This window comes from Acinetobacter soli (genome assembly GCF_000760595.1).
GTDB lineage: Bacteria > Pseudomonadota > Gammaproteobacteria > Pseudomonadales > Moraxellaceae > Acinetobacter > Acinetobacter soli.
Genome location: NZ_BBNM01000001.1, coordinates 241,514 through 259,571, shown reverse-complemented (window position 1 = coordinate 259,571; position 18,058 = coordinate 241,514). Strand labels below are relative to the sequence as shown.

Sequence of the window (18,058 nt, the reverse complement as noted above, 5' to 3'; positions counted from 1 at the left end):
CCATGCGTTTTTCACTATTTGTACACATGGAACGTGTCTCGGATCAGCAAACACAAAAACAGCTTTATGATGAAATGATTGAGTTGTGTCAGATTGCCGACCGTGGTGGTATGCACGCAATCTGGACGGGTGAGCATCATGCCATGAATTTCACCATTGCGCCGAATCCGTTTTTGAATCTGGCCGACTTAGCTAACAAAACCCAAAATGTACGTTTGGGAACTGGTACCGTAGTGGCACCGTTTTGGCATCCGATCAAATTGGCTGGCGAAGCGGCTATGACCGACATTATTTGCAATGGCCGTCTGGATATCGGGATTGCCCGTGGTGCGTACTCTTTTGAATACGAGCGTATGGTACCCGGTATGGATGCATGGAGTGCTGGTCAGCGTTTACGCGAAATGATTCCCGCCGTTAAAAACCTATGGAAAGGGGATTATGAACATCACGGTGAGTTTTGGCAGTTTCCAAAAACCACATCGGCACCTCAGCCACTACAGCAACCTTATCCTCCAATTTGGGTGGCAGCACGTGATCCAAATAGTCATGAATTTGCTGTACAAAATGGCTGTAACGTACAGGTAACTCCGCTTCATCAGGGCGACGAAGAAGTCGAAAAGTTAATGGGACATTTCAATAGCGCCTGTGAAAAGTTTCAGGATATTGCACGCCCTGAAATCATGTTGCTACGCCATACTTATGTGGCCGATAGTGAAGAAGATGCGCAGCTTGCGGCTAATGAGATGAACGTGTTCTACAACTATTTCGGTGCATGGTTTAAAAATGAACGTGAAATCAATCAAGGTCTGATTGCACCATTATCAGATGAAGAAATTGCAGCGCATCCTTTTTATACACCTGAAGCGATGCGTAAAAATAATGTCATTGGTCAGGCACAAGAAGTGATTGAGCGTTTAAAAGCGTATGAAGCTATGGGATACGACGAGTATTCATTCTGGATTGATACCGGAATGAGTTTTGAACGTAAAAAAGCCTCTCTCGAACGTATGATTAATGAAGTTATGCCCGCATTTTCTGAATCAAAACTGGATCGCCGTCATGCAAAAATTTCAGCTGTATATTAACGGTCAGTTTGAGAATGGTGCTGCGCAATTTGACAGCATCAATCCGGCTACAGGTGAAATCTGGGCAAAAATGCCAGAAGCACGAACAGATGAAGTCAATCGTGCGGTAGATGCAGCCGAACAAGCATTTTATAACGCCAGTTGGGCGGGGTTGACGGCCACCCAGCGCGGCAAGTTACTTTATAAACTTGCCGACCTGGTCGAACAGGCGGCGCCACGACTTGCTGCTTTAGAAACCACAGATACCGGCAAGATTATTCGTGAAACCTCCAGCCAGATTGCTTACGTAGCAGAGTACTATCGCTATTATGCAGGGCTGGCAGATAAACTCGAAGGCAGTTTGATTCCTGTCGATAAACCCGATATGCAGGCATGGCTTGTACGTGAGCCAGTGGGTGTGGTTGCTGCGATTGTCCCGTGGAACAGTCAATTGTTTTTGTCTGCGGTTAAACTCGGACCAGCGCTTGCGGCAGGTTGTACAGTTATATTAAAAGCCTCTGAAGAGGCACCGGCACCCTTACTCGAATTTGCTAAATTGATTGATGAGGCTGGTTTTCCTGCTGGTGTGGTGAATGTAATTACTGGTTTTGGGCCAGAATGTGGTGCTGTATTAAGTGCACATCCTAAAGTGGCCCATATTGCATTTACTGGTGGCCCAGAAACAGCCAAACACATTGTCCGTAATAGTGCAGAAAATCTGGCAAAGGTTTCACTGGAACTCGGGGGTAAATCTCCGTTTATCGTATTTGCAGATACAGATATGAATAGCGCCTTAAATGCACAGATTGCAGCAATTTTTGCTGCAACAGGCCAAAGCTGCGTGGCGGGTTCGCGTCTTTTGATTGAAGCAAGTATCAAAGATGAATTTTTGCAGCGTTTATCCGAACGTGTACAACGTATCAAGATGGGTTTACCCGATGATATGCAAACCGAATACGGCCCACTGTGCACGCTCAAGCAACGTGAAAAGATTCAGCAAGTGGTGCAGCGCTCAATTGAACAAGGTGCAAAACTGATCACGGGTGGTCAAGTGTGCGCAGGAGCGGGGTATTACTATCCGCCGACGATTCTGGATTGTACTGGCGTGCCCGATGCACAAAGTATTCATACCGAACTGTTCGGTCCGGTGCTATCGGTCGATACGTTCATTACAGAAGCAGAAGCGATTCAAAAAGCCAACAGTACGCCTTACGGGCTGGCGTCTGGTGTGTTCACTAGCAATCTAAATCGGGCGCATCGTATGACCCGTGCCATTCGTGCGGGGATTGTATGGCTCAATACCTATCGGGTTGTTTCACCACTGGCACCGTTTGGTGGTTATGGACTATCAGGCCACGGTCGTGAAGGTGGTTTGAGTGCTGCACTTGAATACACCACCACAAAAACTGTCTGGCTTCGAATGTCAGATCAGCCAATTGATGATCCTTTTGTTATGAGGTAGTGAGTCAAATCAGGATGATTTTGATGTCGTAAATTTACTTGATTATTCAAGTAAATTAAAGAAAGGGATTAATGTCAGAAAATGGATTTTCTAAGGCTAAACCTGAAATTGGTATTGGTTTGGCTAAGTTTTATTTTAAATAAAAATATTTAAAAAACAAAACAATGAAAACTCCATTGAACTTAATATCCATTTTTAGCTGTTGGAAAGGAAGCGTAAAGATGAACACTTTCATTCAAAGAAATTTTTAAAATCTGTATATAAAATGGTCTAAAAATTGCTTTGAATTAAAGGAATAAAAAATTCCTTTCAGGAATGATTGGAATTGTCATCTGGGTCAGTTGTCTTAAAAGTGAGACTAAGGAAATGAGTCAAAATGCAACATCAAACAAAGCGTTTGAAATAGAAAGCAACAGTATCGATTATGTGGATGCTTCTCAACGTAATGGTCACGTGAAAGATTTATTCACGCTCTGGTTTTGTACCAATATTGCACCTTTAGCTGTCATTACGGGTGCGATGTCAGTGCAAACATTCCATCTCAATATCATGAGTGCATTGACCGCAATTATTCTCGGTCATTTTTTTGGTGCCTCCATTTTGGCACTGACCTCTGCACAAGGGCCGCAGGTGGGTATTCCACAAATGATTCAAAGTCGAGCACAGTTTGGACGCTATGGTGCTTTACTGGTTGTCATTTTTACCACCTTTATCTATCTGGGTTTTTTTACGTCAAACATAATTTTATCTGGAAAAACGTTACATACCGTGATTCCTGCTATTCCGGTACCAACAGCAACTGTGATTGGTGCAATTACAGCAACGTTGATCGGGATTATTGGCTATCATTTTATTCATAAATTTAACAAAATCGGAACATGGTTTATGGGCGGCGCATTGCTCATTGGCTTTGCTCTCATGATTCCACATGTGACAGCAGATGTATTGGCAAAAGGCTCTTTTAATTTGAAAGGCTGGTTTGCAATGTTCTGCGTGTGTGCGATCTGGCAAATCAGTTTCTCGCCATATACCTCGGATTACTCTCGCTATTTGCCTAAAGAGATTGGAATTTTTAAGCCGTTTATTTATACCTATCTGGGTGCAGCTCTTGGTACTGTGGTGGCATTTTGTTTCGGTATGCTTGCGGTAAGTTTATTTACCATCAATGATGCTATGGAAGCGGTGAAAACTGCCACGGGTGGTTTTGGCGTGGTGCTCATGATTTTGTTCTTATGCAACATTATTGGTCACAATGCCATGAATCTTTATGGCGCTTCGCTTTCATTTATTACCGCAATTCAAACATTTGCAGGTAAATGGATTCCAACCAAATCGACACGAATCATGCTTTCGATTTTTGTCCTCATTCTTGCAACCAGTACGGCACTTTGGGCATCAAGCAGTTTTATCAGCTACTTTCTTAACTTTATTTTTGCCTTGCTTTTCATTTTAGTGCCTTGGGTGGTGATTAACCTGATGGACTTCTATTACATCAATAAAATGCAGTACGACATTGCTTCAATTTTTGATGAACATGGTGGTCAGTATGGCAAGTACAACATGAAAACTCTGGTGACGTATTTTGTTGGAATTGTGGTTCAAATTCCATTTCTTACCAATTCATTTTTTACAGGGCGCTGGGCCAATGTCATACAAGACGTTGATATCTCATGGATTGTAGGCATGATCGTAACCGCTGTTGTTTACTTTGTATTTAACCAGTCTAAAGTAACAGCACGTGATTACACTGTCTCGACCAAAAAATGCTAAGCCAAAATGAAAAGCGGGAAAAAGTGATGAAAAGACAATATTTGAGTAGTTGTGTGGGGTTGATCAGTATCTCAATGGCATTACCATGCTTTGCAGGCTTCACGTTTGGCGATGCAAAAACAGATACGGGGGCACTGACGATTTCGGGCTATGTACGCGCCAATTATCAGGATAAAAACTACGGATCGGATAACGATCATAAACTCCAGTTTAATGCGGCTAAATTGGCGCTAGATTATGATTCGCCTCAATGGTTTGGTCATGCCGAATACCGTTGTTATCAGTATAGTACCTTGTGTGATTTCTCGACATTGGTCGATGCTTATGCAGGATATCGTTTTACTGATAAGCAAACATTAACCTTAGGATTACAGCCTGTTCCATTTGGTATTGGTCGTTTTTGGGAAAGCTCACTCTATGGTGGGATTAATAACACCATGGGATTAGAAGATGCACATAATCTGGGTGCAAATTATCATCATGAAATCGGTTCGACCAAAATTGATTTAGGTTACTTTGTAACTGATGGTGGGCACTATACGGGCGATAGCCGTGATTCAGCGCGTTATACTGCAAATTTTGTCAAAACCAGTGATCCAACCCAATCGACGTTAAATGAAAAAAATATGTGGATTGCGCGCGTAAGTCAGGATATTAAACTCTCACCTGACATGAGCATGAATGTGGGTGGTTCTTACTGGTACTCCGATATTGAAAATAAGACTTCTGGTTTAGATGGAAACCGTAAGACATGGGCGTTGTTTACAGGCCTGAATTACAAAAATCTAGCCTTAAGCTTCACTGGCGGCCAAAATGATGTCACCAATAAAGATGCGTTACATCCTGATTATTCGGTGATGGGATCTTATGATGGCGAATATTATGTGGCCAATAAAGGCCAGTTTTATACCGCAGATGCTCGCTACGTCTTTAAAGACGTTTATAAGGGTATCAATATTACGCCTTATGCTACCTATACCAGTTATATCAAGGATACAGACGGTTATAAAAATTCAACACGTCACTTTTTAGGTGCATCATTTGACTATAAGAAGGTGTCTTTGGTTGCTGAATACATTATCAGTAAAAATGATCCATTCATTGGCGGTGATACGACCTCATTGGCACAAGGAGATAATGCCAACAAGTCGAACCGATTACTCAACTTGACTCTGTTTTATTATTTCTAAGCCTTTTGGTTAAGAGCAGCAGTGCTCAAATTTTTTTCTTAATTTAAATGGTATACCATATGTGTAAGATATGGTATCCATTACAGTGGTGGGCTATAAATCTCATTTATAGCCGTTTTAGACCTCAAAAGATTGAATGGGATTGGCAAACATGGATCTTCAAAAACAGCCTTTATTTCGACAAAAAGCACTTGTCGCAGGGCAATGGTGTGATGCCGATAATGGTCAGCAAACGCCAATTTACAACCCTGCAAACCAAGAAATGATTGGATGTGTTCCGAATATGGGACGGGCTGAAACCGAGCGTGCAATTGAAGCAGCGTATGCTTCATGGAATACGTGGAAAACAAAAACCGCCAAGGAAAGATCAGTTTTACTCAAAAAATGGTATGAGCTGATTATCGCCAATCTTGATGTACTTGCAGAAATTTTGACGACCGAGCAGGGTAAACCTCTTAATGAAGCAAAAGGCGAAATTAGCTACGCGGCGAGCTTTATAGAATGGTTTGCAGAAGAAGCTAAAAGGATCTATGGCGATGTGATTCCAAGCCCTTATCCGGATGCACGAATTGTAGTAAACAAACAGCCGATTGGGGTGGTGGCTGCAATAACGCCATGGAATTTTCCGGCTGCCATGATTACCCGAAAAGTGGCCCCCGCATTGGCGGCAGGCTGTCCATGTATTGTCAAACCTGCACCTGAAACACCATTTACAGCCTTGGCACTGGCTGATCTAGCAATACAGGCAGGAATTCCTGCCGAAATGATCAGTGTGATTACAGGTGATGCTGTTCAGATTGGTGATGCCATTTTCGCCAGTGATCATGTACGTAAGTTTACTTTTACCGGCTCAACCCCGATTGGTAAACTCTTACTGGAAAAATCTGCAAAAACACTGAAAAAAGTCTCGCTCGAATTGGGCGGCAATGCACCGTTTATTGTCTTTGATGATGCTGATATTGAAGCAGCCGTTGAAGGTGCACTCATTGCAAAATTTAGAAATGCAGGACAAACCTGCGTATGTGTAAACCGTTTCTTGGTTCAATCTGGTGTTTATGAAAAATTCATTCAGGCATTTAAAATCAGAATCGAAAGTTTAAAAATTGGACATGGCCTAGAAGCAGGCAGTGAAATTGGGCCTTTGATCAATGCGCAAGCAGTAAAAAAAGTACAATCTCACATTCAAGATGCACTAAGTAAAGATGGTCGGCTAATTACTGGTGGACACGTCGACGCTACAGGTGAGCTATTTTTCGAACCGACCCTGATTGCCGATGCCAATTCCGAAATGATGGTTGCAACGCAGGAAACCTTTGGTCCCTTAGCTGTAATTTTCAAATTCGATACCGAGCAGCAAGCGATCCAGATGGCTAATGATACTGAGTTTGGCCTGGCGGCCTACTGCTATACACGTGATTTAGGACGAGCATGGCGGATGAGCGAACAGCTTGAATACGGTATGGTGGGCATCAATAAAGGACTGATTTCAAATGAAGTTGCACCTTTTGGAGGAATCAAGCATTCTGGTTTGGGGCGTGAAGGCTCAAAATACGGCATCGAAGATTATCTTGAAATTAAATACACACTGTTTGGAGGGTTATAATGAGTAATGACAGATTTGAAAAAGGCTTAAGTATTCGCAAACAGGTGTTGGGTGAAGAATACGTCAACAACTCGATCAATCATGCAGACGACTTCAATCTACCGCTACAAGAGTTGGTCACTGAGTATTGCTGGGGTGCAGTCTGGGGACGTGAGGAGCTGTCTAAACCAGAACGAAGTCTAATCAATTTAGCCATGATTTCTGCATTGAATCGACCTTATGAATTAAAACTGCATGTGAAAGGTGCGCTGCGTAATGGTGTGCCCAAAGAAAAAATTCGTGAAGTATTACTACAGGTGGCAATTTATTGTGGCGTACCTGCAGCAGTCGATAGCTTTCGTATTGCCAAAGAAGCCATTAAAGAATACGAAGCAGAACAGCTTGCAAAATAATTTAAGGTCTAAGTTAAAAAAGAGAGCCATAAGCTCTCTTTTTGTTGCTCAATGGATTAATTATAAGCACGCTCGTTGTGCTCACTCACATCGAGGCCTTGTTGTTCCTGTTCGGATGTGGCGCGTAAACCGATGGTTTTATCGATGACTTTCATAATGATCCAAGTCAGTACGCCACAGTACACAACTGTTAGGCCAATACTGGCAATTTGCGCGATGAACTGTTTAAACAGATTTACATCCTGATTGCCTCCAAGAGCAGGGATACAAAATATTCCAGTCAGAATACAACCTACCATTCCTCCAATGCCATGTAGTGAAAATACATCTAATGCGTCATCAAAGCCGAATTTACGTTTGAGCCCCGTCACCGCAAAGAAACAGCATATACTGGTTATCAAACCGACTGCAATTGCACCAAAAGGGCCAACATAAGCAGCTGCTGGTGTAATACCAACCAAACCTGCAATGACTCCAGAAGCAAGACCCAATGAAGTCACATGTTTGGTCATTATTTTTTCAACCATCATCCAGCCCACAATTCCACCGCAGGTTGCAATGGTGGTGGTCATGAGTACTAGGCCCGCTGTAGTATTTGCTGCCAGTGCTGAACCAACATTGAACCCATACCAGCCAGCCCATAGTAATGCAGCGCCCATCATGGTAAATACCAGATTATGAGGAGGCATTGGAGTTGTTGGCCAGCCAAGACGTTTCCCAATAACGATTGCACCGACCAGAGCAGCAACACCTGAATTGATGTGTACAGCGGTTCCACCTGCAAAATCCAGTACACCCCAGTTATGCATAATTGCACCGGGGCCGCCCCATACCATATGTGCCAAAGGTCCATACACCAAAACCAGCCAGAGTGCACCGAACAATACCACAGCACCAAATTTCATTCGCTCTGCAAAGCCACCAATGGCAATACATGGTGTGATCATGGCAAAGGTCAAACCAAAAATACATAAAACATATTCAGGCACACCTGCAACCAGCGTTTGATCGGTAATTCCTGCCATAAATGCTTTACCCAAACCTCCAACAAAACTATTGAGATTAAGGCTACCTTCACTCATATGTGTAGTATCCGCCACGATGCTGTATACAATAGCAATCCATAAAATGCCGACTACACCTGCAACTGCTAAAAACTGGGAAAAAATTGAAAGTACGTTTTTAGCTCTCAGCATTCCGCCATAAAACAGTGCCAGACCAGGAATGAACATCATGAGCACTAAAATTGCTGAAAGCATGAGCCATACAGTGGAAGCAGCATCAAAAGGTGTATCGGCAGCAAATACATCGGCAGGCATCAGTATAAATAGACACAATCCTAATTTTTTGAGTATATCGGAGGGCATGGTAGAAACTCCTAATGCAAAAAGAAAATAAAAAACTTTTTATTCCTAAAGGGAATATTAATTTCATTTTGTTAAAGCAATTCTTATACCACGATGGTTTTTTGCACTTAATTTTCTCAATGTCAGGCCTAATCAAGTTGCCTAAATCTTCGTTAGTAAATGCAATAAGGGTTTTGATTGACTACTGAAATGAAGGATGCTCTGTAAAAAGTTGGATCAGATGATCCATTACAGTTCTGATTCTTTTGGCCGTAATCAAATTACTATGTACCACTAACCAGATAGGTTGTTCAACTCGAGTATTTTTATTGATTTGAACAAGTCCTGATTGATTCGCAATAAAGTCTGGCAACAAACCAATGCCTAAGCCAGATTTCACAGCATCAATTTGTGTGGAAAGACTATTGGTTTCAATCTTGAAGTTTTGATTTCGTATAAAGTCTTTCATCCAGTGCGCAAGTGACAAATGTTGATGAGTATCGGCCCAGCCTACATAGTGATATTGATCAGGTTGAAGATCATTGTCTTGAATAAACTTCATGTAAGATGTAGCAGCATAGAGTCCAAAACGAAGTGTTCCCAAGCGTTTGATGGTGAGATTACCAGCGTCAGGTTGAATCGTTCTGATGGCTAAATCGGCATCTCGACGATGCAAGTTAGTGAGTTGCACACCACTGTTAATTTCAATACGTAACTCGGGATGGCGAGAAAAAAGCGACTGTAAGGAAGGGATCACCAAACCATTGGCCAGATTTTCTGAAACAGCTAAACGAACCAGTCCCTGTGCTTGTGCATAATTTTGTCCACTTTCTGTCAGGCTGAGGGCTGCATTTTCGAATGCTTCTGCATTACCAAGTAAGGCTTCACCTTCGAGTGTAAGTTGATAACCTGTTTGATGTCGCGTAAACAGCGTCATGGCCATATCTTGCTCTAGGCGCTCCAAACGCCTCGATACGGTGGCAATACCCAAATTTAATTTTTCGGCAGCGGTGGTGAGTGTGCCTGTTCGGGCAACTGCAAGAAAAACTTTCACATCATCCCAATGCATATATTTTCCAAAAATGAAAAACCAGTTTCAATTATTATCTATATAAATTTCAATCATGGAAACAGATACTTCGGCTTTCACATGCTGAGGATATATAAATGTCTTTAAAATTATGGATAGCTTTGATTGTTTTAAGCTTGAGTAGCTTTGCCATCGTCACAACCGAATTAGCGCCGATAGGTTTACTTTCCGCCTTGGCACATGACCTGAATCAAAGCGAAGCCATAACTGGACTGATTGTGACAGGATATGGTTGGGTGGCGGCTATCTCGGCGTTATGCTCGATCGTTTTGCTCATTCGGTTTCCACGAAAAATGGTCTTAATGATCATGCTGCTGATTTTGGCAATTTCCAATATCATCGTGGCCTATAGTTCATCATTTAATATGATTCTTTCTGCGCGTATTATCGGTGCAATTGCGCACGGTAGCTTTTGGGCCTTGATTGGAGCTGTCGCTTACAGTCTGGTTCCGAAACATAAATTGGGTTTGGCTACATCAATTATTTTTTCAGGTGTTTCAGTTGCGAGTATTTTGGGTGTACCTCTGGCGAGTTATCTGACTCAACTGAGTAGCTGGCGGCTGGCGTTTGAATTTCTGGGTCTTTTATCTTTCATTGTTTGTATTTTAATTCTGCTCTTTGTGCCCAAAATTCCAGATCAAGCCCCTTTAGCATCTGGTTTTTTTAAAAAAGTGCTTCAGCATTCGACTTTAAATCGTTTATTTATTCTTACAGCACTGATCATTTCTTCACATTTTGCTGCATTTACATTTATTGAACCGTTTCTGAGCCAAATCGCACAGCTTGAATCGGGTCAGATCACATTACTTCTTCTTGTTTTTGGTTTGGCAGGTTTAATCGGCAATATCCTTGCTGGAAAGTTGATAGATCGACATTTACACACAATCATCTTGGTCAGTTTAGTATTCATTTCGGGAAGTGTGTTTGCTTTTGGATATTTGGGGTATCAAGTTACTTTGAGCATCGCGATCGTATTTTTGGCGTTGTGGGGCGTTTCAATTGCAAGCATATTTGTAGGGTTACAAACTTGGGTTTTGAAGCAGGCAAATGATTTGGCAAGTGCAGCCTCGGCAATCTATGTTGCAGTTTTTAATGCCAGTATTGGCTTGGGAGCGTTAGTCGGGAGCTTCATGCTGCAATATGTCACGCTTAATCGAGCATTTGAAATCATTACAATCTTTCTAATTATTAGTCTTTATCTGCTGCAAAAATTTAACCGAACGCATTAATTAAAGATTGGATCGTATCTCTATTTCCAGTGTCATCTAAGTACAAGAAAAGTGGTGAAGAAATAGAAGATACGATTGCTTCAATTCATGAAGAGCAATTACTCTTCGCTGCTTCCATAATTCATTACAGACAAGAGACGAATAGGCACCTGCACTAGTTTTTCTGGTCCATGAGGAATTTCACCTTCCAAAGTCAGACAATCTCCTGGTTGCATGTGAAAAACTTCTTGTCCATGTCGATAAATCAGCTCTCCTTCAACCAGATACAGCATTTCTGTGCCTGGATGAGCGAAGGTCGGGAATTCTTCACTGGCATCATCCATACTCACCAGATACGCCTCAAAGTTCTTTCTTGGGCCTCTAGAATGCGTTAATAAACGATAAGTATGGCCTTTTTCAGTACCGCGGCGTACCACCTCCATACCATCTCCAGATTTAACCAGCATGGCATGACTTTCTTGCTGATCGTACTGACTAAATAAAGTCGACATTGGAATTCCGAGTACTTCGCACAGGCGGCTCAAGGTTTCCAAGCTCGTAGACACTTGTGCATTTTCAATCTTACTGAGCATGCCCTGACTAATCCCTGCAATCTGAGCTACTTCTGAGAGTTTGAGGCCTTGTTCCTGACGATGTCGTTTAATTTGAATACCAATATATTGTTCCAGCTTCACGCTGTTTTTGGTGTGTCTCATTATGGTTCAACTCTGCACTATTTTGATGACAATGAACTGAGAATTTTACTCAAAACAAAAAGTAGATGTAATACATTTAAAAAATCTTGTGGTGAAATATATATTCTTATTGGGAATATATAGCGTATATGATCGTTTATTACAAAAACAAAAGAAATTTTTAAAAGTTGGCAAGGGATTTGCTTTCTTTATAGGAAACAAAGTTTCTTGTATTGAAAGCTAAACAATTTAAGAAACGAACGTGCATTTTTTGAGCCAAATACAGTTTTGCCATATTAGGAGTATGTCAATTATGTTGCAGCAAGCCGTGAAGGAGATGTTTGATCACTATGAATTGACCAGTCAACCGATGTACCGTCCAGAAGTACAAAAGGTCATTGATCAGCATCATTTAAAATATGTTTTGGCGCAATTTGTTGATATTCATGGTGCTGCCAAAACCAAGTCGGTCCCGATTTCGGGCTTAAAAGCAATTGAGAAAGACGGTGTCGGATTTGCAGGTTTTGCTATTTCTGGTATGGGAATGCAACCCCATGGTCCTGACTTTATGGTGAAAGGCGATTTATCTACTTTAACTCCAGTCCCTTGGCAACCGGGTTACGGACGGGTGGTCTGTGAAGGGTATGTGAATGGAAAGCCGCATCCATATGATTCACGTTATGTACTGCGCCAGCAAGTCGAGCGTCTAAAAGCTCAAGGCTGGACATTAAACACTGGGCTTGAGCCGGAATTTAGCCTGTTTCGTCGTGGCGAAGACGGCAAACTCAAAATGGTAGACGACTCCGATAATCTGGATAAACCTTGTTATGACTATAAAGGCTTGTCTCGTTCACGCGAATTTTTAGAACGATTAACTGAAGCTCTCATTCCTGTGGGTTTTGATATTTATCAGATCGATCATGAAGATGCCAACGGTCAGTTTGAAATCAACTATACCTATGCAGATGCCATGAAGTCGGCAGATATGTTTACCTTTTTCCGTATGGCTGCGGGTGAAATTGCCAACGATTTAGGCATGATTTGTTCATTTATGCCAAAACCTGACCCGAAGCGTGCAGGCAACGGCATGCATTTTCATTTGTCGATCGGCAGTGAAAAAAATAGCAATCTTTTTCATGATGCCAGTGATCCAAGTGGAATGGGTCTATCAAAAATGGCCTACCACTTTATTGCAGGTCTGCTTGAACATGGTCCGGCACTCTGTGCTTTTTGCGCACCAACGGTAAATTCTTATAAACGCCTCGTGGTGGGTCGTTCACTCTCTGGCGCGACATGGGCACCAGCCTTTATTGCATATGGCGGCAACAACCGCTCAGCCATGGTGCGTATTCCGTATGGTCGTATTGAGCTGCGCTTGCCCGATGCAGGCTGTAATCCTTATCTGGTGTCGGCTGCCATTATTGCAGCAGGACTTGACGGAATCGAACGCGAACTGATGCCACCACCGGCCTGTAATGAAAATCTATATAGCCTTGGGCTTGAAGAAATTGCAGCACGTGGCATTCAAACCTTACCGCAGTCGCTTAAAGAAGCCATTGATGCACTCAAAGCAGATCCACTGTTTGCACAGAAAATGGGATCTGAAATTGTGAACGAGTTTATCGAACAAAAAAGCATGGAGTGGGTGGAATACTGCCGCCATGTGTCCGACTGGGAAATTCAGCGCTATACAGAGTTTTTCTAAAGCCTTAAACAACAAACAGATTAAAAATTAAATTTTGGAGACATCCTATGTGTGGAATCGTTGGTTTATATCTTAAAAATCCTGCGCTTGAATCCCAACTTGGCAAATTGTTTGAGCCAATGCTGCAAGCCATGACCGGTCGTGGTCCCGATAGCGCAGGCTTTGCGATTTATGGTGATGAGGTTCAAGACGGCTGGGTCAAATTAACCTTGCAAACCACAGATGAAACGTTTAACTGGCAGGCATTTGCACAAAAGCTTCAAGCAAAATTATCTACAGGTTTTGACTGGTTTCAAAATGCAACTGCTGCCGTCGTAAAAGTTGAAGCAGATGAAGAAATAGTGCGTACAGCAATCGATGAAATTGCCCCTGAACTAAAAATCATGAGTGTTGGACAAAGTATCGAAATTTTAAAAGGCATGGGCTTACCTGTCGAAATTTCTGAACGCTTTGGCCTTGCCAACATGAAAGGTAGCCACATTATCGGACATACCCGTATGGCCACTGAAAGTGCCGTAACCATGGAGGGAAGTCATCCATTTTCAACAGGTGCCGATTTATGTCTGGTTCACAACGGCTCGTTATCGAATCATGCACGTTTACGTCAAGAGTTAAAGCGTGAAGGTATTAGCTTTGAAACAGATAACGATACCGAAGTTGCAGCAGGGTATCTCACTTGGCGTTTACAGCAGGGCGATAATCTGGAACAGGCGTTGAATCACGCACTCAATGATCTGGATGGTTTCTTTACCTTTGCGATTGGAACCCGTGATGGCTTTGCTGTTATTCGCGATCCGATTGCATGCAAACCTGCTGTACTGGCCGAAACCGAAGATTACGTTGCGATGGCCTCTGAGTATCAGGCATTGGTTTCTTTACCCAATATCGATCAAGCCAAAGTGTGGGAACCCGAACCAGCCACCTTGTATGTATGGGAGCGTTCGTCAGCCAAAACGAACGCAGCGGCATAAGTTAAACGGTTAAAAAATCAGGAGCAGCAGTATGAACAGCACAGTATTGGCAGACAAAATTGAGCAAACACTTTTAAAAGATACTTACGATTTAAATCTAGATAGCGTACGCGATCTCAATCAGGCATTGCATAGCAAGGATCTGGTCAATGAAATTGCACAGTGGACGGTTAAAAACCCTGCGGGTATACATAATATAGCGGTGGGGATTAAAGCTCCGATTTCGGTCACCATCGATGGTCATGCAGGGTATTATTGTGCAGGCATGAATCAGGAAGCGGATATTGTCGTAAATGGTAACGTTGGGGTAGGCGTTGCAGAAAACATGATGTCCGGCTCTGTGCGTATCAAGGGCAATGCCTCTCAGGCTGCGGGTGCAACTGCACATGGAGGATTGCTGGTGATTGAAGGGGATGCAGGCGCACGCTGTGGTATTTCTATGAAAGGTGTAGATATTGTCGTGGGAGGCAATATCGGTCATATGAGCTGCTTTATGGGGCAAGCGGGCCGTTTGGTCGTCTGTGGTGATGCAGGTGATGCACTGGGCGACTCTCTTTATGAAACCCGTATCTATGTGAAAGGTGCCGTAAAATCTTTAGGTTCAGACTGCATTGAAAAAGAAATGCGTGCTGAACATCTTGCCGAATTGGCGGAGCTGCTGGCCAAAGCTGGTTTTAACGAATCCCCAACCTCGTTTAAACGCTATGGCTCAGCCCGCCAACTTTATAACTTCAAAGTAGACAATGCATCTGCTTACTAAGATCAAACGTAGATCGGAGAAATAACCATGACACAATCAGCTACTCAATTTGAACCAGTACTACGTGAATCGGCTACGTTTGATCGTTTGACCATTCAGGAAATTCAACGTGCTGCCGCGACCGGAATCTATGATATTCGCGGTGGTGGTACCAAACGTCATCTGCCACATTTTGATGATTTATTATTGCTGGGTGCGAGTATGTCTCGTTATCCGCTAGAAGGGTATCGAGAAAAATGTGGTACCGATGTGGTTTTAGGCACACGTTTTGCCAAAAAACCGATTCATCTGAAAATTCCTGTGACTATTGCAGGAATGAGCTTCGGTGCGTTATCTGCCAATGCCAAGGAGTCTTTAGGCCGTGGCGCGAGTATGGTCGGTACGTCTACTACCACAGGTGATGGCGGGATGACCCCCGAAGAGCGTGGGCATTCCGAAACGCTGGTATATCAATACTTGCCATCGCGCTATGGTATGAACCCAGACGATTTACGTAAAGCCGATGCCATTGAGATTGTCTTGGGGCAAGGGGCCAAACCTGGGGGGGGCGGTATGCTGCTCGGAATGAAAGTGACAGAGCGTGTGGCGGGAATGCGCACTTTGCCTGTTGGCGTCGATCAACGAAGCGCCTGCCGACATCCAGACTGGACTGGGCCAGATGATTTGGCCATCAAAATTGCCGAAATCCGCGAGATCACAGACTGGGAAAAACCGATTTATGTCAAAATTGGAGCAAGTCGTCCTTATTATGATGTCAAGCTTGCAGTTAAGGCAGGAGCAGATGTGATTGTACTCGATGGCATGCAAGGCGGAACAGCCGCGACTCAAGAAGTGTTTATTGAGCATGTGGGAATTCCGATTTTATCTGCCATTCCCCAAGCGATTCAGGCTCTACAGGAAATGGGCATGCACCGTAAAGTACAACTGATTGTCTCTGGCGGTATCCGCACTGGTGCAGATGTGGCAAAAGCGATGGCACTCGGTGCCGATGCAGTCGCAATTGGTACTGCTGCCTTGATTGCTTTGGGGGATAACCATCCACGCCTTGATGATGAGCTAAAAAAAATCGGTTCGGCATCAGGCTATTATGACGATTGGCAAAATGGCCGTGACCCTGCCGGAATTACCACCCAAGATCCAGAACTTGCCAATCGTCTAGATCCAATTGAGGGTGGTCGACATTTAGCCAACTATTTGCGCGTATTGGTTTTGGAAGCTCAAACCATGGCGCGTGCTTGTGGTAAATCACATCTACATAACCTCGATCCAGAAGATCTGGTTGCCCTAACAGTAGAAGCCGCTGCCATGGCACGTGTGCCATTGGCTGGAACCAACTGGGTACCGGGGCAACTCCAATATTAAGTATCGACCTTGTGAGCGTTATTTGAGCATAAAGCACCTAAAAAGGGTGCTTTATGCGTCGGGTGTTAATTCATTTAAAAATAGAAAAGAACAGGATAATTCAGATATGATGCTAATCCTTAAGTCACATCGTGGTGTACGGGTTTAGCTAATGAACTTTAAAAGTATTGAAAATTTTTATTGGGTGGCCCGTTTAAATAGTTTTAATAAAGCCGCAGTTAAACTTAATACCACACAACCTGCGGTGTCTCAGCGTTTAAATACCTTTGAGCAAGAACTTGGAGTCAAGCTTTTAGAGCGGACATCACGCAGCTTGCAATTGACCGAAAAAGGCCAAATCGTTTACGCCTACGCAGAAAAATATATTCAACTCAATCATGAGTTACTCAAAGCATTGTCTGAAAAAACGGCACTTCAGGCCACCATTCGCTTGGGTGTTGCAGAAACGATTGTACACACTTGGCTGGTCGATTTTATCGAGCAAGTGCAACAAGAGTATCCTGCTGTAACTTTCGATATTGTGATTAATATTACCCCCATGCTCAAACAAGCGGTGGAAGCGGGCGAACTGGATATGGCGTTTTTACTTGAATCAAGCTGTAATTTTGATTGTGTAGAAATACCACTATGTCAGTTTCAACACAGTTTTTTAATTGCACCACGTTTCCACAAACGCTTTTTAGAGCGTCAGCTTACTCTCAAGGATGTGTCCAATAGCACCATTTTGACTTATCCCAAAATGACCTATCCCTATATGGATTTAAAAAATCAGCTGATGCAGCACAGCTTAAAAGAACCTAAAACCATTACCAGTTACTCCTTAGCCACTTTAATTAAAATGACCGAAGAAGGTATGGGAATTGGGATTATTCCACATTTATCGGTGATTCACGAACTACGTGAAAAACGGTTACAGATTTTGCCCTCTGATTTGGTATTAAAGCCATTTCGTTTTTCCTGTGTGTATATTGCGGGTAAAGATGATCTGGTAAAACAAAGTTTGTCGAAAATTGCGCAGCAGATTGCACAGCACTCACTGCGTAAGCTCAATAACCAGTTTGATGGCGATGATTATCGTTAAATACACGCTCAACCGCTCTGCATTTGATTAAGATGAGTTCTTAAATGAACTCATTTGGATGTGTCCAGATCAGCGCAAAAAAGTGCGTCATATAAGTGCAGTATGCACTATTAAAGTACTGATTTTTAATATTTATTTTTTTAGATATAACCGTAGCTAATCGATATCGATAAGCAAAAATTATTAATCATTTTTAAGTCAAAAAAACCATATAAATGAATAAGTTATTTTTTATCTTTCCTACTGTGTAAATATTGTTCCAATCCTGTCTGCTGTGTTTAAGTAAATAAGCGCCAATATTAGTGAAGAAACTAAAATCTGTTTCTTGCTCAGGGCAACGTGATTCCTCCTCAGGCTAA

15 protein-coding genes are annotated in these 18,058 nt (G+C 42.7%); 12 read left to right on the top strand and 3 right to left on the bottom strand.

What is annotated here, in order from left to right:
- The first annotated feature begins 2 nt into the window (after window positions 1-2).
- From tgnB to Aso01_RS01210, 6 genes are all read left to right on the top strand, one after another.
- The gene (gene tgnB / locus Aso01_RS01235; RefSeq protein ID WP_004939152.1) at window positions 3-1,085 is read left to right on the top strand and encodes a flavin-dependent trigonelline monooxygenase oxygenase component; all 1,083 of its coding nucleotides are present in this window, start codon (window positions 3-5) and stop codon (window positions 1,083-1,085) included.
- Window positions 1,060-2,526, top strand: a complete 1,467-nt coding sequence (gene tgnC, locus Aso01_RS01230) for a (Z)-2-((N-methylformamido)methylene)-5-hydroxybutyrolactone dehydrogenase (protein WP_004939149.1) — start codon at window positions 1,060-1,062, stop codon at window positions 2,524-2,526. Before tgnB ends, tgnC begins: the two co-directional genes overlap by 26 nt.
- A gap of 366 nt (window positions 2,527-2,892) precedes the next feature.
- Window positions 2,893-4,296, top strand: a complete 1,404-nt coding sequence (locus tag Aso01_RS01225) for a purine-cytosine permease family protein (RefSeq protein ID WP_039909990.1) — start codon at window positions 2,893-2,895, stop codon at window positions 4,294-4,296.
- Between the two features lie 26 nt (window positions 4,297-4,322).
- Window positions 4,323-5,486 (top strand): TonB-dependent receptor, encoded by a 1,164-nt coding sequence (locus Aso01_RS01220; protein ID WP_004939142.1) that lies wholly within the window; start codon window positions 4,323-4,325, stop codon window positions 5,484-5,486.
- Window positions 5,487-5,637: 151 nt separating this feature from the next.
- Window positions 5,638-7,089, top strand: coding sequence for an NAD-dependent succinate-semialdehyde dehydrogenase (locus Aso01_RS01215; protein WP_004939139.1), 1,452 nt, complete (start codon window positions 5,638-5,640; stop codon window positions 7,087-7,089).
- On the top strand, window positions 7,089-7,481 hold the full coding sequence (locus tag Aso01_RS01210; RefSeq protein WP_004939137.1) for a carboxymuconolactone decarboxylase family protein: 393 nt from the start codon (window positions 7,089-7,091) through the stop codon (window positions 7,479-7,481). The genes Aso01_RS01215 and Aso01_RS01210 overlap by 1 nt, the downstream gene beginning before the upstream one ends.
- 56 nt (window positions 7,482-7,537) lie before the next feature.
- Here Aso01_RS01210 and Aso01_RS01205 read toward each other — a convergent pair whose 3' ends face one another.
- Window positions 7,538-8,848 (bottom strand): ammonium transporter, encoded by a 1,311-nt coding sequence (locus Aso01_RS01205; protein ID WP_004939133.1) that lies wholly within the window; start codon window positions 8,846-8,848, stop codon window positions 7,538-7,540.
- Window positions 8,849-9,029: 181 nt separating this feature from the next.
- Complete coding sequence (locus tag Aso01_RS01200; RefSeq protein WP_004939129.1) at window positions 9,030-9,896, bottom strand: LysR family transcriptional regulator; 867 nt, start codon at window positions 9,894-9,896, stop codon at window positions 9,030-9,032.
- 98 nt (window positions 9,897-9,994) lie between these two features.
- Here Aso01_RS01200 and Aso01_RS01195 point away from each other — a divergent pair, with 98 nt between their 5' ends.
- The gene (locus Aso01_RS01195) at window positions 9,995-11,146 is read left to right on the top strand and encodes an MFS transporter (protein WP_004939125.1); all 1,152 of its coding nucleotides are present in this window, start codon (window positions 9,995-9,997) and stop codon (window positions 11,144-11,146) included.
- 98 nt (window positions 11,147-11,244) lie between these two features.
- On the opposite strand, the gene Aso01_RS01190 is transcribed toward Aso01_RS01195, so the two are convergent.
- Complete coding sequence (locus Aso01_RS01190; protein ID WP_004939122.1) at window positions 11,245-11,841, bottom strand: helix-turn-helix domain-containing protein; 597 nt, start codon at window positions 11,839-11,841, stop codon at window positions 11,245-11,247.
- Between the two features lie 292 nt (window positions 11,842-12,133).
- Between Aso01_RS01190 and glnT the strand changes: the two genes are divergently transcribed.
- From glnT to Aso01_RS01165, 5 genes are all read left to right on the top strand, one after another.
- Window positions 12,134-13,525, top strand: coding sequence for a type III glutamate--ammonia ligase (gene glnT / locus Aso01_RS01185; protein ID WP_004939119.1), 1,392 nt, complete (start codon window positions 12,134-12,136; stop codon window positions 13,523-13,525).
- A gap of 47 nt (window positions 13,526-13,572) precedes the next feature.
- Window positions 13,573-14,496 (top strand): class II glutamine amidotransferase, encoded by a 924-nt coding sequence (locus Aso01_RS01180; protein WP_004939116.1) that lies wholly within the window; start codon window positions 13,573-13,575, stop codon window positions 14,494-14,496.
- A gap of 31 nt (window positions 14,497-14,527) precedes the next feature.
- Window positions 14,528-15,256, top strand: coding sequence for a GltB/FmdC/FwdC-like GXGXG domain-containing protein (locus tag Aso01_RS01175; protein ID WP_004939113.1), 729 nt, complete (start codon window positions 14,528-14,530; stop codon window positions 15,254-15,256).
- Window positions 15,257-15,283: 27 nt separating this feature from the next.
- Window positions 15,284-16,618: an FMN-binding glutamate synthase family protein gene (locus tag Aso01_RS01170; protein WP_004939108.1), complete on the top strand. Its 1,335-nt coding sequence runs from the start codon at window positions 15,284-15,286 to the stop codon at window positions 16,616-16,618.
- 151 nt (window positions 16,619-16,769) lie between these two features.
- Window positions 16,770-17,699, top strand: a complete 930-nt coding sequence (locus Aso01_RS01165) for a LysR family transcriptional regulator (RefSeq protein ID WP_004939105.1) — start codon at window positions 16,770-16,772, stop codon at window positions 17,697-17,699.
- Window positions 17,700-18,058 lie beyond the last annotated feature (359 nt).